Genomic DNA, 26530 nt, shown 5'->3' with positions numbered 1-26530 from the left:
CCTTGCTGAATAAAGGAGCGCGTTGCGGGGGCGGCACGTCAGAACAGGGAGCCTTGCGGAGAATCCGCAGGGCCTGGCGCGGTGGGCGCGCGCTCTGGTTGTGCTGGAGCAACCGGCGCAATGGGGGCAACGGGCGGGCGAGTATGCCCCACCACAAGGGCCTGGGCCGCCGATGCCCCTGCTGAGCCCGGCGTATCGCCCACCATTACCAACCGCCCATCGCCCGTGAGAAAGGCGGCATGCACCACCTCGCCCGGCATCAGGGCCTGTACGGCTTCGCGGTAACGCTGCAACTGGGCCACCAGTGCCTGCTGGCGCTGGGGTTGGGTGGCGCTTTTGTAATCCAGCACCCACCAGCCGGCCTCTGCATCGCCGGCGTGTGCCGCGCGGCGCTGCACCAAGCGGTCGATGCGCAGGCTCTGCCCCTGGTAGTGCAGCGGCGCTTCGTTGATGGCGGTCTGCACCAGGGCAGCGTCCCACGCCCAGGCCCCCTCGCCCGCCAGAATGGCCTGCGCCATGCGGGCGGCCAACTCGGCGGCAGCGGGGGCAATGTCGTGGTCCAGAGCCAGGCGGGCAATGCGCGCGGCAGCCCAACCCTGGGCGCGCAAGTCGGCCAGTGGGGCACCAGCCACGCCGGCTTGCTCCAGCAGCTGGTGCATGGCATCGCCCTGGCGCGACAAGGGGGTGGATTCTCCGTCGCCCGGCATGGCCACAGGGCTGTCGCCCGGCAATCCCGCATCGGTTTGCACGCGCGCGCTTTGCAGCGCCTCGGGCAGCGCGGGCAGGCAGGGGATGGTGAAGGTCTGGGCGGGCGCTACGGCCGCCACGGCATGTTCTGCGGGGGCCAACGCCTGCGTGTCCACTTCAGTGACCAAGGGAGCGAGCCGATTCCACCAACTGCCGGGGGCCGAGTTACCGGGCTGCACAGACGACAGGGCCAGGCAATGCTTGGCACGCGTCATGGCCACGTAGAGCATGTTCAGTTCCTCGCGGCTGCGGGCCTGCTGCTCGGCGGCGAGCGCATCCACTGCGCTGGGTGGCGGGTTCGATTCGCTGGCCAAAAAGACGAAGGCAGACGGCACGGCCTGCTCGCCAGGCCAGTCCACCAGCACGCCCATGGTCTCGGCCTTTTGTGGACGGGTGTCGGTATCGAGCAGCAGCACGCAATCGGCCTCCAGCCCCTTGGCACCGTGCACCGTCAGCAAGCGGATGGCCTGCGCATCCGCCCGGCCTGGGGCGCGCACACCGCCCTTTTTCATGGCCCGCACAAAGGCATAGGGCGTGAGGTAACGCCCCCCGTCGTGCTGCAACGATGCCGCCAGCAGTGCGCGCAGATTGGCCTGCACGGACTGGCGCTGGGTGACAGGTGCTGCGGCAGCAAAGCGGGCCAGCACGTCACCGTGTTCGTAAATGGTGTGCAGCGCGTCGTGGGGCGGCAAAGTACCCACCCACGTCTGATATTGGGCCAAAACGGCTCCAAGCGCTTGATATTCATTCGCTAGCAGCTCACTTTTCAATAGCAACTCAAACCAGCTACAGCCCGCGTGTTCCGGCTGGCGGAGCAACAACGCCAGCGCGACCAGCGCGTCGTCGCCCAGTCCAAACAGGGGTGACTTGAGCGCGCGTGCCAAAGACAGGTCGTGTGTGGGCGACACCAGTACGTCGAGCAGCGCCACCATGTCCTGCACCTCGGGCGCGTCAAACAGGTCGGCTTTTTCGGGCTGCACACAGGGCAGGTGCAGGGCGCGCAGGGCATCTTGCATGCTGGCCAGGCGGTCGCGCTTGCGGGCCAGCACCAGAACCTCTTTGGGCGGCGTGCCGCTGGCAATCTGCGCGGCCACCCAGGCGGCGGCCTGGGTGCATTCGCGCATGCGCTGGGTTTCTTCGGCCTCGTGGCGCGGTTCGGTCAGGCTGTCGCGCCAGGCCAGCGGGTCGCGCGCTGCGCCCTGGCCATCGTCGTCCGCGTCGGTGATGGCGGGCAGGCGCAGCAGCTGGCCTGTATGTTTCGATTCAGTGGTGTGGTCGCGGAATCCGCTGGTCTCGTGCTGCGCCTGGGCCTCGCCCATCACGGCGTTGACGGCGCCGATCACGCCCTGCGCGTTGCGGCGTGTGTGGTCGCAGCTCAGCAGGTCGCCGCCCAGCCCATCGCGCACAAAGGCCTGCGCGGCGATGAACACCTGCGGCTCGGCGCGGCGAAAGCGGTAGATGCTCTGCTTGGGGTCACCCACGATGAACACGCTGGGCGCGGTAGACCCGCCGCCCGAGCCCGCATAGCCCGACAGCCACGCGTGCAGCGCCTGCCACTGCAGCGGGTTGGTGTCCTGGAACTCATCGACCAGCAGATGGCGAATGCGGGCATCGAGCCGCTCCTGCACCCAGCCCGACAGCACCGGGTCCGCCAGCATGACCAGGGCGGTGCGCTCCACATCGTTCATGTCCACCCAGCCGTGCTGCTGCTTGACGGCCACAAACTGCGCGATGAGACAACGCGCCAGCCGGGCCATGCGCTGCTGGTGCTGCCAGGCCTCGTGCTGGCGGCGGGCGGTGAGCAGGCGCTGCAGTTCGGGCTCGGCCTCTTGCGCGGCGGGGAACTTCTCCAGGTTCTTCGACAGGCGGTCTTCCTTGGCGACGAACATCGCTTTGCGCAGCATGTCCAGGCGCTGGTTCAGGTCGGTGCAGGCCAGGGCGTCGATGATGGCGTCCGCCGCCTTTTGCGGGGTCTTGTTGGACTCGGCGCCCAAGGCGCTGGCACGGTTGCGCCAGCGCTGCTGGGCGGCTTCGGTCTGCAGGGCCTCGGTAGGCTCGGATAAAGCGGCCAGTTCGGGGTAGGCCTGCTGGAACGGCGGCACCGAGGCATCGACCACGCCCGCCTCGTCGGCCAGATCGAACTCCACCCGCTTGGCCAGCGCCGCTGCCAGGGCCTTGTGCGTTTGCGAGCGGCCGTGGCGGGCCACCACGGCTTCGTAGTCGGCGCGCAGGCTGGCGCTGTCGGCCACAGTCTGCAAGAACGGGGGCCACACCTCGCGCACCGCCTCGGCATCGTCTTCGAGCAGCTCAAAGTGCGCGGGCAGGCCCTGCTGCTGCAACAGCGCCAGCGGCGCCGTGCCCAGCAGCGCGGCAAACCAGCTGTGGAAGGTGCGGATCTGCACCGGGCGACCCGCAGTGAGCAGCTGGCGGTATAGATTTTGTAGCGCCTCGCGCTTGTCCGGTGCCCCTTGGGGGCTGATTCCCCTTGCAATCAGCTCGGCCGTGAGTTCCTCGAGCGGCTTGTGGCTGAACTGCTCCAGCCACTCCTGCAAACGCTGGCGCATCTCCCCGGCCGCCTTCTTGGTGAAGGTGATGGCCAGGATCTCGTGTGGCGCGCAGCCGTCGAGCAGCGCCCGCAGCATGCGCGAGACCAGCATCCAGGTCTTGCCCGCACCGGCACAGGCCTCCACCGCCACGCTGCGCGCGGGGTCACAGGCGATGGCGTAGAAGGCCTCGCGCGATACGGGGCGGCCGTTGTGTTCGTAAGCGGCCTGGGCGGGTGGGGAAAGGCTCTCGGTCATGGCGTCTCTTGCGCGGGCAACGCCTGTTCAGCGTCCGCCCAGTAGTCCTTGCGGCACAGGCCGCGCACGGCGCAGAACTCGCACACCGATCCCTCGCCCAGCGCGGGCAGCGGCGCGCCGGCGGCGATGCGGGCCATGTCGTGCTGGATGCCTTCGATCAGCACATCGCGCAGGTGCACCACTTCGTCCTGTTCGTGTAGCTGCGTCTCGCCGCGCTCGCCTACGTTGACGTAGGCAGCGCGCAAGGTGTCGTGGCTCAGCAAGGCGGCGTAGAAGGCCAGTTGCGTGTCCTCCGCCCCGGACTTGATGCGCTGGCGGGTCACGCTGTCGCTTTCGGTTTTGTAGTCAATCACCAGCACCGTGGGCTCGCCGGTGGACGAGACGCCATCGATGCGGTCGAGGGTGCCGATGAGTTCCAGATCGCCCAGCGGCTGGCGGGCCTTGACCTCGGCCTGGCGGAAGGTGGCGCCCTGTTGCTCATGCCCTGCCAGCCATTGCAGGTAGCCGTCGCGCAGTTGCGTCCAGCCTGCGGCAAAGGGCAGAAAGTCGCCGTCCTGCAAACGCTGCTCGCGGGTGACGGCCTCGGCGGCGGCGTCCATGCGCACACGGCGCTCATCCAGACCATCGGTCGGCTCCGCCAGCAAGGCTTCATGAAAATGCTGCAGTACCGCGTGTAGCCAGGTGCCAAAGTTCCGCTTGTCCACCTCGGCGTCCAGCTCGTCGGCCTCGCGCAGGCCCAGCTGGCGCTGGGCAAAGAAGCGGTAGGGGCACTGGCGCAGGTCGGAATACGCGGTGGATGACAGGTGTGCCACCGGCAGCGCCTGGCCCACGGGCAAGGGGCGTAGCGTGGGAGTGGCGACCACCTCGCGCGCACCGCGCTCATCGGATCCTGACAGGGCGGCACCATCCAGTTGCAGGGCGAGCACCAGCGCGCTGGCCAGCAGGGGCTCACCGCCTTCGTCACCGGTGCGCCACAGCACATCCACCACCGGCGTGCGCAGGGCATGGGCCCAGGCGGCACGCTGGGCAGCCTCCAGCGACTGGCGCGTAGGCAGGCCCCATGCCTCGCGCTGGGCCTGTGTCCAGTCGCCAGCGGGTTCGGGAGCAGGTTGCAGGCGCTTTTCATCGCAACCCGGCAACACGGCGGCGGCGAAGGGGCGGCCCAGCAGTTGCGGCATGGGCACCACCACCACGGGGGCACCAGCCGCCTGCGCGGCCACATAGCGCCCGGCCTCCAGCACGTCTTTGGCCCAACGGGTGAATTCGGCCAGTGTCATGCGACGGCCCGCACTGTCGCCCCAGCCGTCCAGCTCTGACTGCTGACCGTCCTGCAGGCGCAGAGCGGCCAGCACCCGCATGCCAGCAGGGTCGGCCTGCAGACCCTGCCATTGGCCCGCCTGCTCCAGCACCGTGCGCAAAGCGGGTAGCCACTGCGCCAGCGGCCGTGCAGCGCGCAGGGTGTTGCGCCATGCTTCTACGGTGGCCACGGTGCGGGCCAGGTGGGGCCGCGCATCCACGTCGCCCGTCAAAGCCAGCTGGGCGGCGGCGCTCCAGTGCTGCACCACACCTTTGCGCAGCCATTGCTCCAGGCGATTGACCTCGCCAGGCATCAGCGCTGGGGTGTGTTTGACCCAGTCCAGCACCTCGTTGGAAGAGGCATTCCACGCAGCGGCCTGCAGCACGGCCATGACCCGTGAAGCGGCGCGCGTGGTGGACAGAATCCAGCCGCTTTCGTCGCGCACCAATACGCCACTGCTGTCCAGGTGGGCCAGGACACGGCGGATCAGTGCGCGGTCAGTGGCCGCGAGGGCCACGGGCACCCGACCCTGCTCGACATGACGCAGCACACAGGCCGCAGCACGGTGCGCCTCGTCTTCGGCGTCCGTTGCGGCGTGCAGGGCCCACTGCGGTGGTGAACCCGCATCACCGACCAACGCGGGGAGCGCAATGCACACACCTTGCTCGCCCCAATGCGCCTGCAGGGCCCGGGTCAGCGTGTCAGACTGAAATCCCTCCAACACCACCAGCGTATCCACCGCCCCGCGAACGCCGGGCTCAAACAGCACATCGGTCGCGTAGCGCGATGCCAGTGCCCATTCCAGCGCCAGGCGAGCCACCAGGGCCTCGTAATGCAGGGCGGTACCTTCTTCCGGCGTGGCCAGCAGCTTCCGAGCCTCGTCACCCCAGGCAGCGCGTAGGGCTGGGGGCACGGCAGCAATCACCGGGGCCAATTGGGCAGCGGCCTCCTGCAGTGGCGTGGCCAGCACTTCGCGCTGCCCGCCCTGCCCCACGCGGTCAAGCAAAGTGCGGGCCGTGAGCGTGTCGCGCGCAACGTCGCCCGCCAGGTCGTCGCCCGTGGGCTCAAACGCTTGCAGCTGGCGGGCCCAGTTGCGGGTGGTTTCAAAACGTGGTGCAAAGCTCTGCGGAAACTGCTGAACCCAATGGCGCTGCGCCCAGGGCATGAGCTGGGCGTAGGGCACCAGCACCACCGTGCGCGCCAAATGGGCACCATGGGCTTGGGCATGCGCGGCCACCCGGGCCAGTGCGCGTTGCCACAGGGCGGTGCTTGCGGCCGCAAATCCACTGGTTTGATCGCTTTTCGCTATGACTGTCATAGCGTCGCAAGACCCGGCCACACCGGTGAACGTGGGATTGGTTTCTGTCACAATGCCCAGACTTTAAACGTACACCGGTCGCAACCCGCCCAAAATCAAGGAATTCCGCCATGGCCAGCGAACTCATCAAACATGTCTCCGACGCCAGCTTTGAAGCCGACGTGCTCCAACCGGGCACCGCCGTGCTGGTGGACTACTGGGCTGAGTGGTGCGGCCCCTGCAAGATGATTGCTCCCATCTTGGACGAAGTCGCAGGCACCTACCAAGGCAAGCTGCAGATCGCCAAGATGAACGTGGACGAGAACCGCGAAATCCCCGCCAAGTTCGGCATCCGCGGCATCCCCACCCTGATGCTGTTCAAGGATGGCCAACTGGCAGCCACCAAGATCGGCGCGATGAGCAAGGCCCAGTTGACCGCCTTCATCGACCAACAACTGGCCTGACCCACTGCCCCAAGCCCCCTCGGTACGAATGCCGATGGGGCTTTTTTGTTAAGCGATAGACCTGCGGGGAAACAACACGCTGGCAGTTGCGCAAGCCCACACCTTGCGCCCCTGAGGCCCCCGCATTTTTTCCTGTCATAATTCCCACAGATCACCGGGCTGCATGCATTGGCAGCCGGACCAAGATCCCTGGCGAGCCGGACCTGCAAACAGCAGCCCATTCGGCATCAGCCCACCTCCCCCAAGATTCATACCAGCTCCGCCAAGGAGTCAATCCATGCACTTAAACGAACTCAAGGCACTGCACGTGTCTGAAGTCCTGAAGCAGGCCGAAGAACTCGAAATCGAAAACACGGGCCGCATGCGCAAGCAGGAGTTGATGTTTGCCATCATCAAGAAGCGCGCCAAGGCGGGTGAGCAGGTGTTTGCAGACGGCGTGCTGGAAATCCTGCCTGATGGCTTCGGCTTTCTGCGCAGCCCGGACACCAGCTTCACCGCCAGCACGGACGATATTTACATCAGCCCCAGCCAGGTGCGTCGCTTCAACCTGCACACCGGCGACATGATCGAAGGTGAAGTGCGCACGCCCAAGGACGGCGAGCGCTACTTTGCACTGACCAAGCTCGACAAGGTCAACGACGGCCCCCCAGAGCAGAACAAGCACAAGGTGATGTTCGAGAACCTGACGCCCCTGTTCCCCAAGGAGCAGATGCGACTGGAGCGCGACGTCAAGAGTGAAGAGAACATCACCGGCCGCATCATCGACATCATCGCGCCCATTGGCCGCGGCCAGCGTGCGCTGATCGTCGCGCCGCCCAAGAGCGGCAAGACGGTGATGATGCAGCACATCGCCCACGCCATCACGGCCAACAACCCCGACGTGCACCTGATGGTGCTGCTGGTGGACGAGCGCCCTGAAGAAGTGACCGAAATGCAGCGCACGGTCAAAGGCGAAATCATCGCCTCCACCTTCGACGAGCCCGCCGCCCGCCACGTGCACGTGGCCGAGATGGTGATCGAGCGCGCCAAGCGCCTGGTCGAGCTCAAGAAGGACGTGGTGATCCTGCTGGACTCCATCACCCGCCTGGCCCGCGCCTACAACAACGTGGTGCCGTCGAGCGGCAAGGTGCTGTCTGGCGGTGTGGATGCCGCCGCACTCCAGCGCCCCAAGCGCTTCTTTGGCGCTGCGCGCAAGGTTGAGGAAGGTGGTTCGCTCACCATCATCGCCACGGCGCTGGTCGATACCGGCAGCCGCATGGATGAAGTGATCTTTGAAGAATTCAAGGGCACGGGCAACTGCGAAATCCACCTGAACCGCCGCCTGTACGAAAAGCGCGTGTTCCCTGCCATCGAGCTCAACAAGAGCGGCACCCGCCGCGAAGAACTGCTGCTGGCCCCCGAGATTCTGCAGAAGACCCGCATCCTTCGCCAGTTCATGTACAACATGGACGAGATCGAGTCCATGGAGCTCATGATCAAGAACATGAAGGCCACCAAGACCAATGTGGACTTCTTCGACATGATGCGTCGCGGGGGCTAATTCTCAGCCTGTGCAATAATAGCGGGCTTTTTCTTGCGGAAAGTACATCGGACTGGCCGGTGCGGCTCCCGCAGTTGACTCAAAGGAAGATCATGAAAGAAGGCATTCACCCCAACTACCGCGAAGTTCTGTTCGTGGACCTGTCCAACGGTTTCAAGTTCGTGACCCGCTCGTGCGTGAACACCAAGGAAACCGAAACCCACGAAGGCAAGGAATACCCGCTGTTCAAGCTGGACACCTCTTCTGAGTCGCACCCCTTCTACACCGGCACGCAAAAGTCCGTGGACAACATGGGTGGCCGCGTGGAGCGCTTCCGCAACCGTTTCGGCAAGACCGCAGCGAAGTAATTCTCCCCTGCGATCCCGCCAAAAAGGCAGCCCGGGCAACCGGGCTGCCTTTTTTCATGGGTTTTGCCTTTATTCTCGGTGGCTCCTTTGCCCAGCCGCCCACTGCCGCGTGACTCCACCCACCCCCGCCATCGTTACCCAGAACGCCGTCAGCCCACTGCCCCGCTGGGCTCTGCTGCTGCTGTGCATTGCCTACGTAGTGCCCGGCTTTGTGGGCCGCGATCCGTGGAAAAACGCAGACGTCACCGCCTTTGGCTACATGCTGGAGCTGGCCCAGGGACGCACTCCCTGGCTGAGTCCGCTGCTCGGTGGCATGCCCCCCGAAACCGAAGGGCTGCTGCCCTACTGGCTGGGTGCCTGGGCCGTGCAGATGGCACCGGCCTGGCTGTCGCCGGAGATGGCGGCCCGCATGCCGTTCATCGCGCTCCTGGTCATCACCCTGATGGCCACCTGGTATGGCGTGTACTACCTAGCCCGCAGCCCGGGTGCCCAACCGGTTGCGTTTGCTTTTGGCGGCGAGGCTTCCCCACTGGACTATGCGCGTGCTATTGCCGATGGCGCCTTGCTGGCGCTGATCGCCTGCCTGGGCCTCGCGCAGCTGTCACATGAGGTCACAAGCTATCTGGCGCAGCTGGGCTGCACCGCTTTGCTGTTTTTTGCGGTGGCCGCCATGCCCCACCGCACCGTGGCGCCCGCCGTGGCCCTGGTGCTGGGCATGGCCGGGCTCACGCTGTCCGGAGCCCCCGCACTCACGGCCTTATTGGGCATGGGTGGCGCGTTGCTGGCACTGTTTGCGCCCGCTGGCAACACCGACCGCCGCTGGCGCTGGGCCGCCGTGCTGGCCGCAGCCACGCTGGCAGCGGCCGCTCTGGCCCAAGGGCTGGACCTGTGGCGCTGGCGTGTTGTGGGGTTCGATGGTGGTGGCAAGGACTGGCTGAGCCTGGCGCGCCTGCTGCTGTGGTTTGGCTGGCCGGCCTGGCCACTGGCACTGTGGACCTTGTGGCGCTGGCGCCAACAGATCTTCAGCCGCCCCGGCCAACGACACATGCTGCTACCCCTGTGGTTCACTCTGGTGTCGATTGGCGCCACCATCACCACCCAGCCGGCCGACCGGGCATTGCTGCTGGGCCTGCCCGCCCTGGCTGCGTTGGCAGCCTTTGCCCTGCCTACGCTGCGCCGCAGCGTGGGGGCCTTGATCGACTGGTTCACGCTGCTGTTCTTCACCGCATCGGCCCTCGCGATCTGGGTGATCTGGATTGCCATGCAGACCGGGGTGCCTGCCAAACCTGCCGCCAACGTGGCCAAGCTGGCGCCCGGGTTCGTGCCGCAGTTTTCTGCACTGGCTTTGCTGGTGGCCGTGGCGGCCACCGTGGGTTGGTGTGGTCTGGCGTGGTGGCGCGCATCCCGCAACCGGGCCCCCATCTGGAAGAGCCTGGTGCTGCCCGCAGGTGGTGCTGCCCTGGGCTGGCTGTTGCTGATGACCCTCTGGCTGCCCCTGCTGGACTACGCACGCAGCTATGGTCCGCAGGTGCGCAGTGTGGTGGCAGCCCTGGGGCCTGAGCCCGGGTGCATTCAGACCGTGGGGCTGAACCGTGCTCAGGTGGCGGCTCTGCAGTTCCATGGACAGCTGTCGCTGCAGCGCGCGGGCCTGCAGGATGAATGCCAGTGGCTGCTGGTGGACAGCGCCTCCTGGCCCGCGTCCGAGCGCATGGTCCGCGCTGAGCTGTGGGAAGCCCGGGCCACGCTGCCCCGCCCCACCGACAAGAACGAGAACCTGCTGCTGTTCCGCCGTGCGGCCCCGGCCCGCTGATGTCGGAGCTGTCCACCATCACCCGGCACGCCGTGACCGTGCTGGCGGGGCAATTGGCGGTCATGGCCTTCGGGGTGACGGACACCATCGTGGCGGGGCGCTACAGCGAATCGTCGCTGGCCGCGCTGTCCGTGGGGTCGGCCATCTTCATCAGTGTGTACGTCGCACTGATCGGCGTGCTGCAGGCACTCCTCCCCGTGTGGGCTGAACAGCGCGGCGCGCAACAGCCTGAGGCCGTAGGCCGATCACTGCGACAGGCCTTGTACCTGTGCGCTGCTGCTTCAGTGGTGGGCATGGCGGTGCTGCTATCGCCAGGCGCGCTGCTGCGCTGGACGGAGGTCCCCCCTGCGCTTCGCCCACAGGTAGAAAACTACCTGGCTGTGCTGGCACTGGCACTCCCACCCGCCCTGCTGTTTCGCATCTACAGCACCCTCAACCAGGCCCTGGGCCATCCGCGTCTGGTCACCTGGCTACAGGTGGGCTCGCTGCTGATCAAGCTGCCGCTGTCGGTGTGGTTCACTTTTGGCGGCGGGGGCCTGCCTGCACAGGGGGTGGTGGGCTGCGCCTGGGCCACGCTGGTCGTCAACTGCAGCATGCTGGCCCTGGCTGTGTGGCTGCTGCGCACGCAGGACATCTATACCCCCCTGGGGCTGTGGCGCCGCATGGAGCCCCCGCACTGGCCCACCATTGCAGGCTTTGCCAGACTCGGGATTCCGGCAGGCCTGGCCGTGATGGTGGAGGTGACCTCCTTCACCCTGATGGCCTTGTTCATCGCGCGCCAGGGCACCACCTCGGCGGCCGCCCACCAGATCGCCGCCAACATGGCTGCCGTGCTCTACATGGTGCCGCTGTCGCTGTCCATCGCCACCAGCGCGCGGGTGAGCTACTGGCTGGGCGCACAGCAGCCCCAGCGAGCCCGTCAGGTGGTTTTGATGGGTTTTTCGCTCGCTGCGCTAGTGGGCATTGCCTTGGCAGCTATATTATTGATAGCAAGATACTCGATCAGCCAGATCTACACCGACAACGCCAGCGTGGCAGCCGTGGCCGGCACGGTGCTGGTCTGGGTGGCGGCGTACCACGCTGCCGATGCGGTGCAGACGCTGTGCGTGTTTGTGCTGCGCTGCTACCGCATCACGCTGGCGCCACTGGTGGTGTACTGCGCGCTGCTGTGGGGGGCTGGCCTGGCGGGCGGCTATTGGCTGGCGTATGGAGGCATCGGGCCTTGGTCGGGTGTGGCTTCGCCCACTCCCTTCTGGGCGGCCAGCGCGGCGGCGCTCGCAGTCACCGCACTGCTGTTCGTCGCCATGCTCTGGCGAGCCATCAACCCGGCAAGGAAAAACCCCGCAAACGGTTGGCCGGGAAGGTGACCGAAAACACCGAGCCCTTGCCCAGCGTGCTCGCAATGTCCAGCGTGGCGCCGTGGCGCTGCAGCACATGCTTGACGATGGCCAGGCCCAGCCCGGTACCCCCGGTCTCGCGCGAACGGCTGCGGTCCACCCGGTAGAAGCGCTCCGTCAGGCGCGGGATGTGCTCGGGCGCAATGCCGGGGCCGGTGTCGTGCACCGAGAACACGGCACTGCCATCCTCCTTGCGCAGCCACTGTACCTCGATGGAACCACCGCCGGGCGTGTAGCGCACCGCGTTGTTGACGAGGTTGGACAAGGCGCTTTGCAGTTCGGCAGGCACACCAGCAATCTCACCTTCGGCCCGCAGCAAATCGGCCGCCGGAAAACGCATCGCATGGGGACGCTGCTGGTTCTGTGTGAGCAGCGCCGACAGGGCGCGGCCCTCTTCCTCGCAACGCTGCATCAGCGACTGAACAGGTGTCCATTCGGCCATGCCGGGCAGCGGGCTGCCCTCCAGACGCGACAGCGTGAGCAGGTCCTGCACCACACTTTGCATGCGCTGCGCCTGCTGCGCCATCATGCCCAGGTAGCGCGAGCGCTCGTCGGCGCTCAGCGGCAAGGTCTGCAAGGTTTCGACAAAACCGGTGAGCACCGTGAGGGGTGTGCGGATCTCGTGCGACACATTGGCCACAAAGTCTCTCCGCATCGCGTCGGCCTGCTCCAGCGCCGTCACGTCGCGCGACAGCAGCAGCGTGCGGCCATCGCCATAGGGGTGCAGGTGCACCGAGATGCGTACGGGCCGCGACGGCGTGCTCAGGCGCCCCTCCAGCACCACGTCGCTGGTGAAGTCCTTGGCGGCGAAGTAAGCCGTGAATTCCGGGTTGCGCAGCAAGTTGCCGATGGACTGCATGACGTCGCGCTGCGCGTCAAAGCCAAACTGGTTGGCCGCCATCTGGTTGCACCATTCGATGCGTCCCTGCGCATCCAGCAGCACCACACCGTTGGGCGAGGCCTGCAGGGCGGCCAGGATCTCCTGCAGCCGGTCCTGGCTGTCCCGAATCTGCGCCTCCTGCTTGCGCAGCAGCCGCCGCGCACGGTCCGCTGCCTCGCCCCAGATGCCACGCATGGACGGCACCGATGCCAGGTCGCCGGTGCGCAACCAGCGCAGCACCCGCACGCCCCGCAGCAGGTCCCAGACGAACCACGCCCAGGCAGCAATGGCGGCCCCCAGCGCGGCGCCCCAGGGCCCGCCTTGCCACCACCCCAGGCCACCACCCGCCAACTGCCACAGCAGGAAAAACGAAATACGCCACAGCATGCGGATTGCAAAGCCTTCTCAGAAACGCCAGGGCCGCGACACGCGCGCCCATTGATCCATCACATCCATCCATCGCCACCACCGATGCACGCCGACCGCAGTGGCCAGCTGCACAGCAGCCATCGAGCGCGTCGCATCACTCACAGGCGGCAGCCCGCCTGCCCCGTCAGGCCGACAGCGGCACCTGGGGTTGTGCAGTGAGCCGGTAGCCCGCGCCGCGCACCGTTTCCACCATCACGGACGCTGCACCCAGGGCCTCGCGCAGGCGCTTGACATGCACGTCCACCGTGCGCTCTTCGATGAAGACATGGTCGCCCCACACCTTGTCGAGCAGCTGTGAGCGGCTGTGCACACGCTCGGCATGCTTCATCAAGAAATGCAGCAGCTTGAACTCGGTGGGGCCCACCTTCAGGGGCTGGCCCTGGAAGGTGACCCGGTAGGTCGCAGCATCCAGCACCAGCTCGCCAATGCTCACGCTGTCGCTCACCTGCTCGGGTGCGCGGCGGCGCAGCACCGCACGGATGCGGGCCAGCAGCTCCTGCGTGGAAAAGGGCTTGGTGATGTAGTCGTCGGCACCGGCGTCCAGCCCGGCCACCTTGTCCGGCTCATCCCCACGCGCGGTGAGCATGAGGATGGGGATGGGCTTGGTGCGGCTGTCTGCACGCCACTTGCGCGCCAGCGACAGACCGCTCTGCCCGGGCAACATCCAGTCCAGCAGGATCACGTCGGGCAGCACGGCATCCAGCTCGCGCTGCGCGCTGTCGCCGTCTTCCGCCCAGAAGGGCTGGAAGCCGTTGTGGCGCAGGTTGACTGCAATCAGTTCGGCAATCGCGGGTTCGTCCTCCACGATGAGGACACGGGGAAGCTTTCTCATGGTGATTTCAGCGCCCCGTACTTACAGCACTGCCGACTCGATCTCGTCGAGGGCTGTGTGGCGAACGTCCTTGCCCTTGACCAGATAGATGATGAGCTCGGCCACGTTCTTGGAATGGTCGCCAATGCGCTCGATGGCCTTGGCGAGGAACAGCAGATCCAGGCTGGGCGAGATGGTGCGAGGGTCTTCCATCATGTAGGTGATGAGCTTGCGCACGAAGCCGTCGAACTCCTTGTCGATGAGGTCGTCCTCTTTGAGGATGGCGACCGCCGCTTTCACGTCCAGCCGTGCAAACGCATCCAGCGTCTTGCGCAGCTGGCCCGAGGCCAGCTCGGCCGCCACCCGCAGGTCGCTCGATGGCAACGAGCGTGGGGCACCGCCTTCGATGATGGAGCGCACCATGCGCGCCATCTTGTTGGCTTCGTCGCCCATGCGCTCCAGATTGGCCGTGGCCTTGGAGAAGGCCAGCAGCAGGCGCAGGTCACGCGCGGTGGGCTGGCGGCGGGCGATGATGGAGGACAGCTCCTGGTCGATCTCGACCTCCATCGCATTGATGCGGGTCTCCATCGAAGCCACCGTTTCCACGGCCTCCAGGCTGAATTGCGACAGCGCGTACACCGCCTGGCGAATCTGCGACTCCACCAAGCCGCCCATTTCCATGACGCGGGCAGAGACGCTGTTGAGTTCGCTGTCGAACTGGGACGAAAGATGTTTATCGGGCATCTGCTGTCTCCTTAGCCGAAACGGCCGGTGATGTAGTCTTCGGTTTCTTTGCGCTCGGGCTTGAAGAAGATCTGCTCGGTCGCACCGAACTCGATCATCTCGCCCAGGTACATGTAGGCGGTGAAGTCGCTGCAGCGGGCGGCCTGCTGCATGTTGTGGGTCACGATCGCAATGGTGTAGTCGTGCTTGAGCTCGTCGATCAGCTCTTCGATCTTGGCGGTGGACAACGGGTCCAGCGCCGAGGTGGGCTCGTCGAGCAACAGCACCGAAGGCTTCACCGCCACGCTGCGCGCAATGCACAGGCGCTGCTGCTGGCCGCCGGAGAGCGACAGGCCGCTCTGGTGCAGCTTGTCCTTCACCTCGGTCCACAGTGCGGCCTTGGACAGTGCCCACTCCACGCGGTCGTCCATCTCGCTCTTGCTCAGCGTCTCGTAAAGCTTCACGCCAAACGCGATGTTGTCGTAGATGGACATGGGGAACGGCGTGGGCTTCTGGAACACCATGCCGATGCGAGCGCGCAGCAGGTTGATGTCTTGCTTGGGGTCCAGGATGTCCTGGCCGTAGAAGCTGATGGAGCCCTCGGCGCGCTGGCCGGGATACAGGCTGTACATGCGGTTGAGCGTGCGCAGCAGCGTGGACTTGCCACAGCCCGAGGGGCCGATGAAGGCAGTGACCTTGTGCTCAGCGATGTCCAGGCTCACGTTGCGCAGGCCCTGGAACTTGCCGTAGAAAAAGCTCAGGTTACGCAGCTCCAGCGCGTTCTTGCTGGCAGTGGCGGTAGCAGTGGCGTTCATTGTCAATTCCTGAAAATGGAGGCAGTCTTGTCGATGGCGTTGGCGTTGGCCGGATCAGCAAAGGGAATCACACGCGGTTCTTTTCGCGCAGGAACACCCGCGCCACGACGTTGAGGATCAGCACCGACAGCGTGATGAGCAGCGCACCGCCCCAGGCGAGGCGAACCCAGTTCTCGTACGGGCTCAGCGCAAACTGGAAGATCACGACCGGCAGGTTGGCCATGGGCGCATTCATGTTGGTGCTGAAGAACTGGTTGTTGAGCGCGGTGAACAGCAGGGGCGCGGTCTCGCCACTGATGCGGGCCACAGCCAGCAGCAGGCCAGTCATCACGCCGCTGCGAGCAGCACGCAGGGTGACCATGGTCGAGACCTTCCAGCGCGGTGCACCGAGGGCAAAGGCCGCTTCGCGCAGGCTGCCGGGCACCAGACGCAGCATGTTCTCGGTGGTGCGCACCACCACCGGCACGGCGATGAGCGAGAGCGCCAGGCTGCCCGCCCAGCCCGAGAAGTTGCCCACGGTCGCCACCGCGATGGCATACACAAACAGGCCCAGCACGATGGAGGGGGCAGACAACATAATGTCCGTCACAAAGCGGGTCAGCTCGGCGGTCTTGCTCTGGTCGCCGTACTCGGCCAAGTACACGCCCGCCAGCACGCCGATGGGTGTGGACACCAGCACCGTGAAGCCCACCATCAGCAGGCTGCCCACGATGGCGTTGGCCAAGCCACCGCCGTCGGAGCCAGGGGCTGGGGTGGACTGCGTGAACATGTTCCAGTCCAAGGCAGCAAAGCCATTGGACAGCAGCACGCTCAGAATCCAGAGCAGCACGAACAGGCCCAGTGCCATGGCGCCCAGTGAAAGGGTCAGGCCAATGGCGTTGGAGCGGCGGCGCTTTTTGTAGAGTTGTTGATTGAATTCCATGGAGCTCGTCTCTGAAGAGGGTCGGGAGCGGGCTGCAGGGCTTACAGGCCCTTGGCCTTCTCGGCGCGCAGCAGCATGATCTTGGCGGCCGACAGCACCACAAACGTGATCACGAACAGCAGGAAGCCCAAGGCGAACAGTGTGGACAAGTGAAAGTCCGCCGCTTCGCCAAACTCATTGGCCAACGTGGATGCGATGGACGTGCCGGGCGAGAACAGAGAGGTGGGCATGCGGTTGGCGTTGCCAATCACAAAAGTGACGGCCATGGTTTCGCCCAAGGCCCGGCCCAGCCCCAGCATCACACCGCCAATCACGCCCTTCTGGGTGTAGGGCAGCACCACGCGGCGCACCACCTCCCAGGTCGTGCAACCCAGACCATAGGCGGACTCGCGCAGGATGGGGGGAACAATCTCGAACACATCGCGCATCACGGCAGCCACAAAAGGCAACACCATGAAGGCCAGCACGATGCCCGCGGCCAGGATGCCAAAGCCGTTGGTACTGCCGCCAAACAGGAAGCCGACCAGCGGCATGGAGCCGAGCAGCTTTTGCACGGGTACCTGGAAATGGTCTGCGAACAATGGCGCAAACACGAACAGGCCGAACATGCCGTAGATGATGGACGGCACGGCCGCCAGCAATTCCACCGCCGTGCCCAGCGGGCGGCGCAGCCAAACAGGGCAGGTTTCGGTCAGGAACAGCGCAATGCCGAATGCCAGTGGAACGGCGATCAGCAGTGCAATGCCTGCGCTGGCCAGGGTGCCGACGATGGCAATCGCCGCACCAAATTCTTCATTGATGATGTCCCACTCAGCGCGCCAGATGAACTGGATGCCAAACTTGTGAAAAGCTGGCCACGCGTAGATGAACAGCGAGACGATGATGCCCAGCAGCGCCACCAGCACCAGCAGCGACAGGCTCTGGGTCAGCCGATGGAAAACGATGTCCTGCAGCCGCTGCCGCTTGGCAATCGACACCATGGACGGTGTGGGGGCGTCCGTCTTCTTGACGGACACGGGTTGCGAACTCATGGTGGTTCCCACGCTCATGTTGACTCCCATCTGGCTTCTGGAGACCCCACAAACCAGCGCCCATCGGCCAGACCTGCCGGCCGATGGGCACTATTCTGGGGCAAACCGCTTTACTTCTTGATTTGCGACCAGACCTTGGAGCGGATCTGGGCCGTCAGAGCGTCAGGCAGCGGCACGTAGTCCAGGTCAGCAGCCATGGTTTTGCCGTTCTTGAAGGCCCAGTCAAAGAATTTCAGGACTTCGGCTGACTGGGCTTTGTCTGCGGGGTCGGCGTACATGAGGATGAAGGATGCCGTGCTCACGGGCCAGCTGTTGGCACCCTTGGCGTTCACCATCGAAATACCCATGCCAGGCACGCTGAACCAGTCAGCGCTCGCAGCAGCCGCTGCAAAGGTGGCATCGTCGGGCGCCACATACTTGCCATCAGCGTTCTGCAGTTGCAGGAACGTCATGTTGTTCTTCTTGACGTAGGCGTACTCCACGTAGCCCAGCGCACCCTTCACACGGGTCACGTTCGCCGCAACGCCTTCGTTGCCCTTGCCGCCCACGGAAGACTGAGCAGGCCACTTCACCGCAGCACCCTTGCCCACCGTATCAGCCCACTCCTTGCTGACGGAGCTCAGATAGTCGGTCCAGTTGAAAGTGGTGCCAGAGCCATCGGCGCGGTGCACGATGGTGATGTTCTGGTCGGGCAGCGTCTTGCCGGGGTTCAGGGCAGCCAGCTTGGCATCGTTCCACTTGGTGATCTTGCCCAGATACATTTCGGCCAGGACGGTGCCGGTCACGCGCAGTTCGCCTGGCTTGAAGCCGTCCAGGTTCACCACAGGCACGGTGCCACCGATGATGGCAGGAAACTGCACCATGCCGTCTTTTTCCAGTTCAGCGCCCGACAGAGGGGCATCGGTAGCGCCAAAAGCCACGGTCTTGGCGCGGATCTGGCGAATACCACCCGAGGAACCGATGGACTGGTAGTTCAGACCCACGCCGGTTTCCTTCTTGTAGGCTTCCGCCCACTTGGCATACATCGGGAAGGGGAACGTAGCGCCGGCGCCGGTGATGTCTGCCGCAAAGGCGTTGCCCACTGCCAGGGCGGCCAGAGTTACTGCGACGGTTTTGAGAAATACGCGTTTCATGAGGTACCTTTCGGCAGGGGTTAACAGGAACAGAGCGAACTCTAGAGGCCTATCGTGACAATTCAGTGACACAAAAAACCAACCTCAGACCATTGCAACACCCCCATGACGCAGCATCGCTGACGTCATGAATGCGTCACACAACCTCGTCACACTCCCGCCATCTCCCGGTCACTTGCCCGCCCAGCCAATGGCGGCCCGCTTAGGATCAGGCCACGCGCATCGCGGTACGATGCCGCACGCAGCTCCCACCAAACACACATGCAGAACGGCACACGCCTCGCCGCAGTCGATCTCGGCTCCAACAGTTTTCGCCTGGAAATCGGGCGCTATGAGTTCGGACACGTCCAGCGGGTGGAATACCTCAAGGAAACCGTGCGCCAAGGCAACGGGCTGGATGAAGATCGAAACCTGACTCGCGACGCCATGGAGCGCGGCTGGGCTTGTCTGGCGCGCTTTGGCGAGCGCCTGGCGGGCTTTCCCCGCGCGCAGGTCCGCGCAGTGGCCACTCAAACACTGCGTGAAGCGCGCAATCGCGAAGAATTCCTGTCACGCGGCAGTGAGGTGCTGGGATACCCTATCGACGTGGTGTCTGGCCCGGAAGAAGCTCGCTTGATTTACCAGGGCGTAGCCCGATTGCTGCCTCAATCGGACGAGCGCCGCCTGGTGGTGGATATCGGAGGTCGGTCCACCGAATTGATCCTCGGCGAGCAATTCACGCCCCACGCGGTGGCATCTTTCCGGGTTGGCAGCGTCGCTTGGTCACAACGGTACTTTGCCAAGGGAGAGTTCTCTGCCCAGGCCTTCCTGGCGGCGGAGATTGCTGCCAAGGCGGTACTCGATGAGGCGCTGGAGACTTTTCGCCCCGATGCATGGGATGTTGCCTATGGGTCGTCTGGCACGGCGGGCGCCGTGGGGGACATTCTGTCCGCTGCAGGAGGTTCGCAGGGTCTGATCACCCGCGATGGGCTGAACTGGCTGCGGGAGCGTTTGCTCCGCGCCCAGAGTGCCGACCGGCTGCGCATGGACGGACTCAAGGAAGAGCGCCGTGCAGTCATCGGGGGGGGCATCAGCGTGCTGCGCGCCATGTTTGACCTGCTGGACATCCATGAGATGCAGGTGGCGCAAGGAGCACTACGCCAGGGCGCCTTGTATGACCTTCTGGATCGGGAGCAACCCGGCACCGACCTTCGCACCACCACCGTCCAAGGGCTGATGCAGCGGTTTGGCGTGGACATGGAGCATGCAGACCGCGTGGCGCGCACCGCCTGCGCGCTGTTTGACCAGGCTGCCCCACCCGGGAGCGAACGTGCCAGCCGCAAGCTGGATTGGGCCGCCCGCCTGCATGAGATTGGCTGCCGCATTTCCCACAGCGACTACCACCGACACGGCGCCTACATTCTCGACAACACTGATGCCGCTGGTTTTGCGGTGCCAGAACTGCACCGCCTGGGAGTGCTGGTGCAGGGGCAGCGGGGCAAGGTACGAAAGCTGGGGGTGGAACTCGACGATCCGATTTTTGTGCTGCAGCTCTTGTGCTTGCGCTTGGCCGTGGCGCTGTGCCATGCACGCCGGGAGCCAGATACCAAAGGACTGTCGTTGCAGCTGGACAGGCAGCGATTTGAGGTCAGCGCTCGCCCGGGCTGGGCCATGGCCTACCCACAGTCGGCCCACCTTCTGCGCGAAGAAATTCAAGCCTGGCAAAAAACCCCCTGGGAGCTGGCTGTGGGCATACCTTGAGGGGAAACAATAAACGATATAAACTGTTTATACCGTTTATCAATCCTCTGTCATGACCACTGCCACTACAACCCCCCACCCCTCCGTCACACCCGCCGCGCCCGCAGCAGCTCAGCCCGCCAAGGCCGTCAAGTCAACCAAGCCGGCAACAGCACCCAAGGCTCCAAAGGCATCCAAGGCTGTCAGGCCCACCAAAAAGGCAGTGGCAGAAAAGGCGCCGACTTCCAAACCAGCCGCTGCGACCAAGCCTGCCAAGGCAGCAGCTGCAGTGAAAACCGGCAAGGCCACCGAGACCAAGGGAAAAAAGCCCAAGCTGGTCCGTGACAGCTTCACCATCCCCAAAGACGAGTACGCGGTGCTCGACACCCTGAAAGACCGCGCCACAGCACTGGCCCACCCCGTCAAGAAAAGCGAGCTGTTGCGCGCAGGGCTCAAGGTGCTGGCAGGTCTGTCAGACAGCGCGTTGCGCAGCGCTTTGCAAGCGGTGCCTTCCATCAAGACCGGTCGCCCAAAGGCCAACACAGCTGAAGCCGCGCCAACTGTCCCTGCCAAGGCAACGACCAAGTCCAGCGGCAAAGCAGAACGCAAGTAAACCTGTCCCGAGACACGGCGTGTCCAGGGGCACGGCTTCGGGCCCTCGGACATCGCCGGGCAAGCTAAAGAAACTCCGGTGACTGCACTGCCATGAGCACGGTCTGGCTGTGGTCCCAGCGCTGGCGCTGGCGCAACCACCACACGGAGCCCTTGCGCACAGGGCACTCGGGGGCCTGTAGTTGCAACAACTGGGCAACGGTCTGGCCCAGCATGGGCTGATGCCCCACCACCAGAACAGCGCCCTTGGCACGCGGCCATTGCACGAGCTCTAGCAAATCCTGTGGTGTACCGCCAGGCAACAACTCGGCGCGCATCTTGAATTTGCGGCCCAAAGCGTGGGCAGTTTGCTCAGTCCGCCGCGCTGGACTTGCCACCACCCTCAGGCCTTCTGGCAGTTGACGATCAAGCCAGGCCGCCATGCGCGCCGCCTGCTTCTCGCCCCGGGCCGTGAGCGGGCGTGCAAGATCATCGCTACCGTCTTCTGCCTCTTCCGCCTCGGCATGACGCCAAAGGATCAAATCCATCATGCGACCCCTGGCTCCCCGCGACCCAGAGCAGGCCGTGGCCCATAGCGCACCATCAACGCGTTTTGGGCACCACTACCGTCCACCGGGTGCACAGCGCGGTCGTAGACGCCTGCGGCATTCAACGTCCAGGCATCGCGGTCATCACACAGGTAGGCCACCAAACATTCATCAATGATTTGCTGGCGCAGCTTGGGGTCAGTCACCGGCCACGCCAGCTCGACGCGGCGCATCATGTTGCGGTTCATCCAATCGGCACTCGACAGATAGAGGTCTTCTTCGCCCCCCGCGCGGAAATAGAAAACACGCGTGTGCTCCAGGAACCGACCAATCACCGAGCGCACCCGGATGTTGTCCGTCACTCCCGGCACCTGCGGAGCCAGCATGCAGGCCCCGCGCACAATCAGATCGATGCGTGCGCCGCGCTGCCCAGCGAGGATCAACGCCCGCATCAATCCCTCGTCGGTCAGAGCATTCATCTTGGCAACGATCCGTGCGTCTTCCCCGCGGCTGGCAGCCAATCCCACGCGCTCGATTTTCTCGATCATGCGGCGATGCAAATGGAACGGTGCCAGCATGAGCTTGCGCAGCTTGGGAGGCCGGTTCTGGCTGGCAAGGTGATTGAAAACACCGTCCATATCGGCAGTGGTTTCTTCATCTGCCGTGAGGTAACTCAGGTCGGTATACAGCTTGGCCGTGCGCACGTTGTAGTTGCCAGTGGAGAGATGGCCGTAACGGCGTAACCGCCGCCCTTCACGGCGTGTGACGAGCAGCATCTTCGCGTGGGTCTTGAGGCCCACGACGCCATAGACCACCTGCGCCCCAATCGACTCCAGCGCCTCTGCCCAATTGATGTTGGCCTCCTCGTCAAAGCGTGCTTTCAGCTCCACCACCGCCATCACCTCCTTGCCTCGGCGTACCGCCTCGCTGAGCAGGTCCATGAGTTCGGAGTCGGCGCCCGTGCGGTAAATGGTCTGTTTGATGACCAGCACGTCCGGGTCGTTCACAGCCTCCCGCAGGAACGCAAGCAAACCATCAAAGCTCTCGAACGGCTGGTGGATCAACACGTCGCGCTCGCGCAGTTGACCCATGATGGACACCCCTGGCTGGAGTTGACGTGGCCAAGCGGAACTCCATGGCGGGAACAGCAACGCGGGATCGTTCACCAAGTCCACCAGCTGATTCAGGCGCACCAAGTTCACAGGACCATGTACACGGTACAAGGCCGCGTTGGGCAGATCAAATTGCTGCAACAAGAAGTCGGACAGGAAGCGAGAGCAACCCGCAGAGACTTCCAGGCGCACAGCCTGTCCGTAATGACGATGCTGCAGGCCCTGCCGCAAGGCGGTGCGCAGGTTACGAACATCCTCTTCGTCCAGTGCCAGATCGGAGTGGCGTGTGACACGAAACTGGGAAAACTCCGTCACTTCGCGGCCAGGAAAGAGGTCTTCCAAATGGGCACGCACGATGCTGGACAAGCTGACGAACAACGCCCCGTCGGACGCAACCTTCTTTGGCATGCGGATCAGGCGGGGCAGTGCACGCGGCACCTTGACGATGGCGATTTCATTCTCGCGGCCGAAGGCATCATGCCCCTTTAGACGCACTATGAAGTTCAACGACTTATTAGCCACCTGCGGAAACGGGTGGGCCGGATCGAGTCCCACCGGAATCAATAAGGGACGGACCTCGCGCGCAAAATACTCGTGCACCCACCGCCTCTGCTCTGCGGAGCGGTCACCATGCGCCACGATGCGTATCCCATGCTTTGCAAATGCGGGAACCAGTGCTTCGTTGTACAGCGCGTATTGCCGCTCTACCAGGTCGTGTACCTGGGCGGACAGGGCCTCGAACGACGCTGCGGTGTAGAGCCCCTTGGTCTCGCCCTTCTTGGCCGCCGTGATGTGCGCTGCGGCACGTACTTCAAAAAACTCGTCGAGGTTGGATGACACGATGCACAGGTAGCGCAGCCGCTCCAGCAGCGGGACATCTGTGCGAACCGCCCAGTCGAACACGCGTTCGTTAAATGCCAGGATGCTGTGGTCGCGGTCCAGAAACATGTGGGGGGCAACGCCCGTGACAGCCCCCACAGCCGCAAAATCGTTGTCATGTGACACGGCGTGCGAGGAGTCCCCGACAGCATCGGGGTGCTCGCGCTGCAAAGGGATGGAATCAACAGGAGGCAGGGGCAGCATGGATACGCGCGTACAGCAATTGCGGGATCGCTGCAGTATTTAACGCCCAGATGACAACTGCGTGACAGACTTTGTGACAGACACGAAAACTCCCTGCGAGCCGGAGCGGGCTGGTACCAGGTACTGTTGAAACAGCCTTGCCGCATGTGCCCAGGTGAACTCCAACGCCCTGCTTCGTGCTTCGGACCTCGGTATGGACAAGGCCTGCTGCGTGGCCGCCAGAAGGCTCGCGTGCAACACACCGCCCATCGGCACCCTGCCGTCCCCAGCACCCAGGACCTCACGCGGACTGTCTTCAGGAAAGGCAGCGACCGGCGTGCCGCAAGCCATTGCCTCCAGCATGACCAGCCCAAAGGTTTCGGAGCGGCTCGGAAACACAAAGACATCGGCCGAGGCGTAGACCTGTGCCAGCGCCTCCCGGTCCAGAATGCCAAGCCAGCGTACCTGCGGGTACTTGGCTTTCAGCCGTGCCTCGAGCGGGCCTACACCACACACCACCTTAGTGCCCGGCATGTCCATCTGCAAAAAGGCATCGATGTTCTTTTCATATGAAATGCGCCCCACATACAGCGCCACAGGATGCGCCAGAACGCCAGTGAGCGGACTCTGACAGACCTCACCATGAAAGCGAAACGCCTGGGTGTCCACACCGTGCGTCCATAACCGCAGTTGGCGAAAGCCCCGCTGCTGCAGCATTTGCAAGACACCCTGCGTAGGAACCATCACCCCCGACGAAGGGCGATGAAAATGCCTGAAAAGCGCATAACCCCAACCCAGTGGTATGCGCAAGGCTGCCTGAAGAATCTCGGGAAACCTTGTATGAAAGGCTGTGGTGAACGCCAGGCCACGCTTGAGACAGTAACGACGCCCCGCCCAGCCCAGAGGCCCCTCGGTCGCCAGATGAATGGCATCGGGCTGCAGGGCGTCCAACTTCTGGGTGAGTAACTTGTAGGGTCGCACCGCTAGATCAATGCCAGCGTAACCGGGACAAGGACGGGTAGAAAACTGACCAGGATGCAGCACCTGCACGTCATGCCCGGCATCTTCCAGCTCTCGCACCAACTCGACCAAAGTGGTCACCACGCCATTGACCTGCGGCAGCCATGCATCAGTCAGCAGCGCAATCTTCATGCGGACACCCGTGTGGCCTGGCTGGACAGATTGGCTACGGGCACAGCGGACCATTGCAACAGCTCCAGCCGACCATCAAGGTGCTCGACGAGTGCTGTGTGGCTCTCCACCCAGTCGCCATCGTTGCAATACAAGGTGCCACCAATCTCGCGCATCTCTGCGCGGTGGATATGTCCGCAGACCACTCCGTCATGCCCGCGGCGACGGGCCTCTGCGGCCACCGCCACTTCAAAATCGGTGACGTAGTTGAGCGCCTTTTTTACCTTGCCTTTCAGGTAAGCAGACAAAGACCAATACGGAAGCCCCATCCGCGCCCTAAGGATGTTGAGATGGCGGTTCAGCTTGAGCGTGAATTCATAGAGGTTGTCACCCACGTAGGCGAGCCATTTGGCACACTGGATCACACCATCAAAGTGGTCACCATGCGTGACCCACAGGCTGCGCCCATCTGCAGTGGTGTGCACAGCATCGGACACCACCTCGATACCGCCAAAAGAATGCCCCACAAAGGCTCGGGCAAATTCGTCGTGGTTACCAGGAACAAACACCACACGACACCCCTTGCGCGCGCGGCGCAACAGCTTTTGCACCACATCGTTGTGCGCCTGTGGCCAGAACCACCGGCGGCGCAACTGCCACCCATCCACGATGTCTCCCACCAGGTACAGATGGTCGCTGGGATGGTGCTTCAGAAAATCCAGAAGCGCTTCAGCCTGACACCCAGGCGTGCCGAGGTGCAAATCCGAAATGAATACCGCACGGAACCGGCGTTGACCGGCAAACGCCGCAAGGGCGTCGGGCTCTGCATCCTGCGGCACCGGGGACTCGTTCAACCAAGGGCCCAGGGCGTCGAACGCGGCACGCACCGTTCAGGCCCCCAGAAAATGCTTGCGGTAGCGGGGATGCAGATCGGCCAGCCGCATCAGCATGGGCAGGTCGGCGGTATTGAAGTCCGGATCCCACGCCGGTGCACCCAGTACACGGGCGCCCAGTCGCAGATAGCCTTTGATCAGGGCCGGTGGGTCCACGGCAATGGATCCGTCCAGATGCTCCACGGGCAACGGCAGGCGTGGCAGCACGTGGTATTCGATGGGTGCCAGATGGGTCTTTCGCACTTGCTGCCAGATGCTGGCCGCCGCGTCGCCGCTGACCACGCCATTGTGAAGCATGGGAATGCTGGCACAGCCGATCATCGTGTCGAGTTCGTTGCGCACCATGAAGTCCGCCAGCGCGCTCCACAGCGCCATGATCACGCCGCCGTGGCGGTGGTCTGGATGCACACAGCTGCGGCCCAGCTCCACCATGCGCGGGCGCAGCGTGCGCAAGCGCGTCAAGTCGAATTCAGTATCGCTGTAAGTTCCGCCCACCCGCTTGGCCTGCGCGGGCGTCAGCACCCGGTAAGTCCCAATGACTTGCTGGCTCGGAGCGTCGCGCACCAGAAGATGCTCGCAATAGTCGTCAAACAGGTCCACGTCGTGGCCAGGAATGGGGGTCGTCAATCGAGCGCCCATCTCTGCCGCGAACACCTCAAACCGCAAGCGCTGCGCCTCACGGACCTCATCCAGATGTCTGGCCCAAGTCACCTCGATAGCACCACGCGCCGGGATAGCATGCACAGCGCCCGGCACAACACCAGAAGGCTGAACAATACCGGTACCTGTAGCCTCCGGCGATGTGGACAACTGCATCAAAGTGGGCAGGTCGTTCATGGACAACGTCTCCTTCGGTAAGAACGGGCACAGCTGGAATTTCCAAACAGAGCGGGAATCCGCTTTCCTGGCCGGGAGTGTGAAAGCCGCGCATGACAAGCCCATGTCTTCGGCGTGTCAACGCCATGACAATGCGCGCTTTCCATTGGCACGAGCCCTCACCAATGGCCTGCATAATTGACTGAGGAACTCC

General features: G+C 64.2%; 22 protein-coding genes. 8 read left to right on the top strand and 14 right to left on the bottom strand.

Translation table 11 applies throughout. The features are described 5' to 3' along the window. Nucleotides 1-38: 38 nt before the first annotated feature. Nucleotides 39-3548 (bottom strand): UvrD-helicase domain-containing protein, encoded by a 3510-nt coding sequence (locus tag C8C95_RS18395; RefSeq protein ID WP_116749521.1) that lies wholly within the window; start codon nucleotides 3546-3548, stop codon nucleotides 39-41. Next, nucleotides 3545-6163, bottom strand: a complete 2619-nt coding sequence (locus C8C95_RS18390) for a PD-(D/E)XK nuclease family protein (RefSeq protein ID WP_116749520.1) — start codon at nucleotides 6161-6163, stop codon at nucleotides 3545-3547. Before C8C95_RS18390 ends, C8C95_RS18395 begins: the two co-directional genes overlap by 4 nt. A gap of 110 nt (nucleotides 6164-6273) precedes the next feature. On the opposite strand from C8C95_RS18390, the gene trxA reads away from it, so the two are divergent. The 5 genes from trxA to C8C95_RS18365 all read left to right on the top strand — a co-directional run bounded on the left by trxA (nucleotide 6274) and on the right by C8C95_RS18365 (nucleotide 11670). After that, nucleotides 6274-6606 (top strand): thioredoxin TrxA, encoded by a 333-nt coding sequence (trxA, locus tag C8C95_RS18385; protein WP_116749519.1) that lies wholly within the window; start codon nucleotides 6274-6276, stop codon nucleotides 6604-6606. Nucleotides 6607-6883: 277 nt separating this feature from the next. Then, on the top strand, nucleotides 6884-8146 hold the full coding sequence (gene rho, locus C8C95_RS18380) for a transcription termination factor Rho (protein ID WP_056067265.1): 1263 nt from the start codon (nucleotides 6884-6886) through the stop codon (nucleotides 8144-8146). Nucleotides 8147-8238: 92 nt separating this feature from the next. Continuing rightward, a complete protein-coding gene (locus C8C95_RS18375) occupies nucleotides 8239-8493 on the top strand; it encodes a type B 50S ribosomal protein L31 (protein ID WP_015013594.1) in 255 nt (84 codons plus the stop codon). Between the two features lie 109 nt (nucleotides 8494-8602). Next, a complete protein-coding gene (locus tag C8C95_RS18370; RefSeq protein ID WP_116749518.1) occupies nucleotides 8603-10303 on the top strand; it encodes a hypothetical protein in 1701 nt (566 codons plus the stop codon). Further along, on the top strand, nucleotides 10303-11670 hold the full coding sequence (locus C8C95_RS18365; protein ID WP_116749517.1) for an MATE family efflux transporter: 1368 nt from the start codon (nucleotides 10303-10305) through the stop codon (nucleotides 11668-11670). Before C8C95_RS18370 ends, C8C95_RS18365 begins: the two co-directional genes overlap by 1 nt. On the opposite strand, the gene phoR is transcribed toward C8C95_RS18365, so the two are convergent. The 7 genes from phoR to pstS all read right to left on the bottom strand — a co-directional run bounded on the left by phoR (nucleotide 11624) and on the right by pstS (nucleotide 18444). Then, nucleotides 11624-12967: a phosphate regulon sensor histidine kinase PhoR gene (gene phoR / locus C8C95_RS18360; RefSeq protein WP_116749516.1), complete on the bottom strand. Its 1344-nt coding sequence runs from the start codon at nucleotides 12965-12967 to the stop codon at nucleotides 11624-11626. The two genes, C8C95_RS18365 and phoR, sit on opposite strands and share 47 nt — an antisense overlap. 166 nt (nucleotides 12968-13133) lie before the next feature. Continuing rightward, nucleotides 13134-13841 carry a phosphate regulon transcriptional regulator PhoB gene (phoB, locus tag C8C95_RS18355; RefSeq protein ID WP_015013590.1) on the bottom strand — a complete coding sequence of 236 codons (708 nt, stop codon included), beginning with the start codon at nucleotides 13839-13841 and terminating at the stop codon, nucleotides 13134-13136. Nucleotides 13842-13862: 21 nt separating this feature from the next. Further along, entirely contained in the window at nucleotides 13863-14564 is a 702-nt protein-coding gene (phoU, locus tag C8C95_RS18350) for a phosphate signaling complex protein PhoU (RefSeq protein ID WP_010457902.1), read from the bottom strand. Nucleotides 14565-14575: 11 nt separating this feature from the next. Next, the gene (pstB, locus tag C8C95_RS18345) at nucleotides 14576-15358 is read right to left on the bottom strand and encodes a phosphate ABC transporter ATP-binding protein PstB (protein ID WP_056067255.1); all 783 of its coding nucleotides are present in this window, start codon (nucleotides 15356-15358) and stop codon (nucleotides 14576-14578) included. Nucleotides 15359-15425: 67 nt separating this feature from the next. Then, complete coding sequence (pstA, locus tag C8C95_RS18340; RefSeq protein ID WP_116749515.1) at nucleotides 15426-16280, bottom strand: phosphate ABC transporter permease PstA; 855 nt, start codon at nucleotides 16278-16280, stop codon at nucleotides 15426-15428. A gap of 41 nt (nucleotides 16281-16321) precedes the next feature. Next, nucleotides 16322-17341, bottom strand: a complete 1020-nt coding sequence (gene pstC / locus C8C95_RS18335; protein ID WP_116749514.1) for a phosphate ABC transporter permease subunit PstC — start codon at nucleotides 17339-17341, stop codon at nucleotides 16322-16324. Between the two features lie 80 nt (nucleotides 17342-17421). Further along, entirely contained in the window at nucleotides 17422-18444 is a 1023-nt protein-coding gene (pstS, locus tag C8C95_RS18330; protein ID WP_108499680.1) for a phosphate ABC transporter substrate-binding protein PstS, read from the bottom strand. Nucleotides 18445-18705: 261 nt separating this feature from the next. Here pstS and C8C95_RS18325 point away from each other — a divergent pair, with 261 nt between their 5' ends. Beyond that, complete coding sequence (locus C8C95_RS18325) at nucleotides 18706-20184, top strand: Ppx/GppA phosphatase family protein (protein WP_116749513.1); 1479 nt, start codon at nucleotides 18706-18708, stop codon at nucleotides 20182-20184. A 52-nt stretch (nucleotides 20185-20236) separates the two neighbouring features. Then, on the top strand, nucleotides 20237-20776 hold the full coding sequence (locus C8C95_RS18320; protein WP_116749512.1) for a hypothetical protein: 540 nt from the start codon (nucleotides 20237-20239) through the stop codon (nucleotides 20774-20776). Between the two features lie 64 nt (nucleotides 20777-20840). Here C8C95_RS18320 and sixA read toward each other — a convergent pair whose 3' ends face one another. The 5 genes from sixA to C8C95_RS18295 form a co-directional block, all read right to left on the bottom strand. Then, nucleotides 20841-21305, bottom strand: coding sequence for a phosphohistidine phosphatase SixA (gene sixA, locus C8C95_RS18315; protein WP_056067241.1), 465 nt, complete (start codon nucleotides 21303-21305; stop codon nucleotides 20841-20843). After that, nucleotides 21302-23362 (bottom strand): polyphosphate kinase 1, encoded by a 2061-nt coding sequence (gene ppk1 / locus C8C95_RS18310; protein WP_116750347.1) that lies wholly within the window; start codon nucleotides 23360-23362, stop codon nucleotides 21302-21304. The genes sixA and ppk1 overlap by 4 nt, the downstream gene beginning before the upstream one ends. Before the next feature lie 174 nt (nucleotides 23363-23536). Beyond that, complete coding sequence (locus C8C95_RS18305) at nucleotides 23537-24628, bottom strand: glycosyltransferase family 1 protein (RefSeq protein WP_116749511.1); 1092 nt, start codon at nucleotides 24626-24628, stop codon at nucleotides 23537-23539. After that, nucleotides 24625-25494, bottom strand: coding sequence for a UDP-2,3-diacylglucosamine diphosphatase (locus C8C95_RS18300; RefSeq protein WP_116749510.1), 870 nt, complete (start codon nucleotides 25492-25494; stop codon nucleotides 24625-24627). The genes C8C95_RS18305 and C8C95_RS18300 overlap by 4 nt, the downstream gene beginning before the upstream one ends. 3 nt (nucleotides 25495-25497) lie before the next feature. Next, nucleotides 25498-26337 carry a GNAT family N-acyltransferase gene (locus C8C95_RS18295; RefSeq protein WP_056067235.1) on the bottom strand — a complete coding sequence of 280 codons (840 nt, stop codon included), beginning with the start codon at nucleotides 26335-26337 and terminating at the stop codon, nucleotides 25498-25500. Here C8C95_RS18295 and C8C95_RS23570 point away from each other — a divergent pair. After that, nucleotides 26336-26518: a hypothetical protein gene (locus tag C8C95_RS23570; protein ID WP_133246249.1), complete on the top strand. Its 183-nt coding sequence runs from the start codon at nucleotides 26336-26338 to the stop codon at nucleotides 26516-26518. The two genes, C8C95_RS18295 and C8C95_RS23570, sit on opposite strands and share 2 nt — an antisense overlap. Nucleotides 26519-26530 lie beyond the last annotated feature (12 nt).

Source organism: Acidovorax sp. 99, assembly GCF_003096455.1.
Taxonomy (GTDB): domain Bacteria; phylum Pseudomonadota; class Gammaproteobacteria; order Burkholderiales; family Burkholderiaceae_C; genus Acidovorax; species Acidovorax delafieldii.
The sequence above is the reverse complement of the archived record's forward strand: the minus strand, read 5'-3'. Positions and strand labels throughout refer to the sequence as shown.

What these genes read in the sequence shown, in the direction of transcription:
- C8C95_RS18365 (WP_116749517.1), top strand. Translation starts at nt 10,303, where the DNA reads ATGTCGGAGCTGTCCACCATCACCCGGCACGCCGTGACCGTGCTGGCG.
- pstS (WP_108499680.1), bottom strand. Translation starts at nt 18,444, where the DNA reads ATGAAACGCGTATTTCTCAAAACCGTCGCAGTAACTCTGGCCGCCCTG.
- C8C95_RS23570 (WP_133246249.1), top strand. Translation starts at nt 26,336, where the DNA reads ATGGACAACGTCTCCTTCGGTAAGAACGGGCACAGCTGGAATTTCCAA.
- ppk1 (WP_116750347.1), bottom strand. Translation starts at nt 23,362, where the DNA reads ATGTTTCTGGACCGCGACCACAGCATCCTGGCATTTAACGAACGCGTG.
- phoB (WP_015013590.1), bottom strand. Translation starts at nt 13,841, where the DNA reads ATGAGAAAGCTTCCCCGTGTCCTCATCGTGGAGGACGAACCCGCGATT.
- phoR (WP_116749516.1), bottom strand. Translation starts at nt 12,967, where the DNA reads ATGCTGTGGCGTATTTCGTTTTTCCTGCTGTGGCAGTTGGCGGGTGGT.
- C8C95_RS18305 (WP_116749511.1), bottom strand. Translation starts at nt 24,628, where the DNA reads ATGAAGATTGCGCTGCTGACTGATGCATGGCTGCCGCAGGTCAATGGC.
- C8C95_RS18375 (WP_015013594.1), top strand. Translation starts at nt 8,239, where the DNA reads ATGAAAGAAGGCATTCACCCCAACTACCGCGAAGTTCTGTTCGTGGAC.
- pstB (WP_056067255.1), bottom strand. Translation starts at nt 15,358, where the DNA reads ATGAACGCCACTGCTACCGCCACTGCCAGCAAGAACGCGCTGGAGCTG.
- sixA (WP_056067241.1), bottom strand. Translation starts at nt 21,305, where the DNA reads ATGATGGATTTGATCCTTTGGCGTCATGCCGAGGCGGAAGAGGCAGAA.
- C8C95_RS18320 (WP_116749512.1), top strand. Translation starts at nt 20,237, where the DNA reads ATGACCACTGCCACTACAACCCCCCACCCCTCCGTCACACCCGCCGCG.
- rho (WP_056067265.1), top strand. Translation starts at nt 6,884, where the DNA reads ATGCACTTAAACGAACTCAAGGCACTGCACGTGTCTGAAGTCCTGAAG.
- C8C95_RS18395 (WP_116749521.1), bottom strand. Translation starts at nt 3,548, where the DNA reads ATGACCGAGAGCCTTTCCCCACCCGCCCAGGCCGCTTACGAACACAAC.
- pstA (WP_116749515.1), bottom strand. Translation starts at nt 16,280, where the DNA reads ATGGAATTCAATCAACAACTCTACAAAAAGCGCCGCCGCTCCAACGCC.
- phoU (WP_010457902.1), bottom strand. Translation starts at nt 14,564, where the DNA reads ATGCCCGATAAACATCTTTCGTCCCAGTTCGACAGCGAACTCAACAGC.
- pstC (WP_116749514.1), bottom strand. Translation starts at nt 17,341, where the DNA reads ATGGGAGTCAACATGAGCGTGGGAACCACCATGAGTTCGCAACCCGTG.
- C8C95_RS18390 (WP_116749520.1), bottom strand. Translation starts at nt 6,163, where the DNA reads ATGACAGTCATAGCGAAAAGCGATCAAACCAGTGGATTTGCGGCCGCA.
- C8C95_RS18295 (WP_056067235.1), bottom strand. Translation starts at nt 26,337, where the DNA reads ATGAACGACCTGCCCACTTTGATGCAGTTGTCCACATCGCCGGAGGCT.
- trxA (WP_116749519.1), top strand. Translation starts at nt 6,274, where the DNA reads ATGGCCAGCGAACTCATCAAACATGTCTCCGACGCCAGCTTTGAAGCC.
- C8C95_RS18325 (WP_116749513.1), top strand. Translation starts at nt 18,706, where the DNA reads ATGCAGAACGGCACACGCCTCGCCGCAGTCGATCTCGGCTCCAACAGT.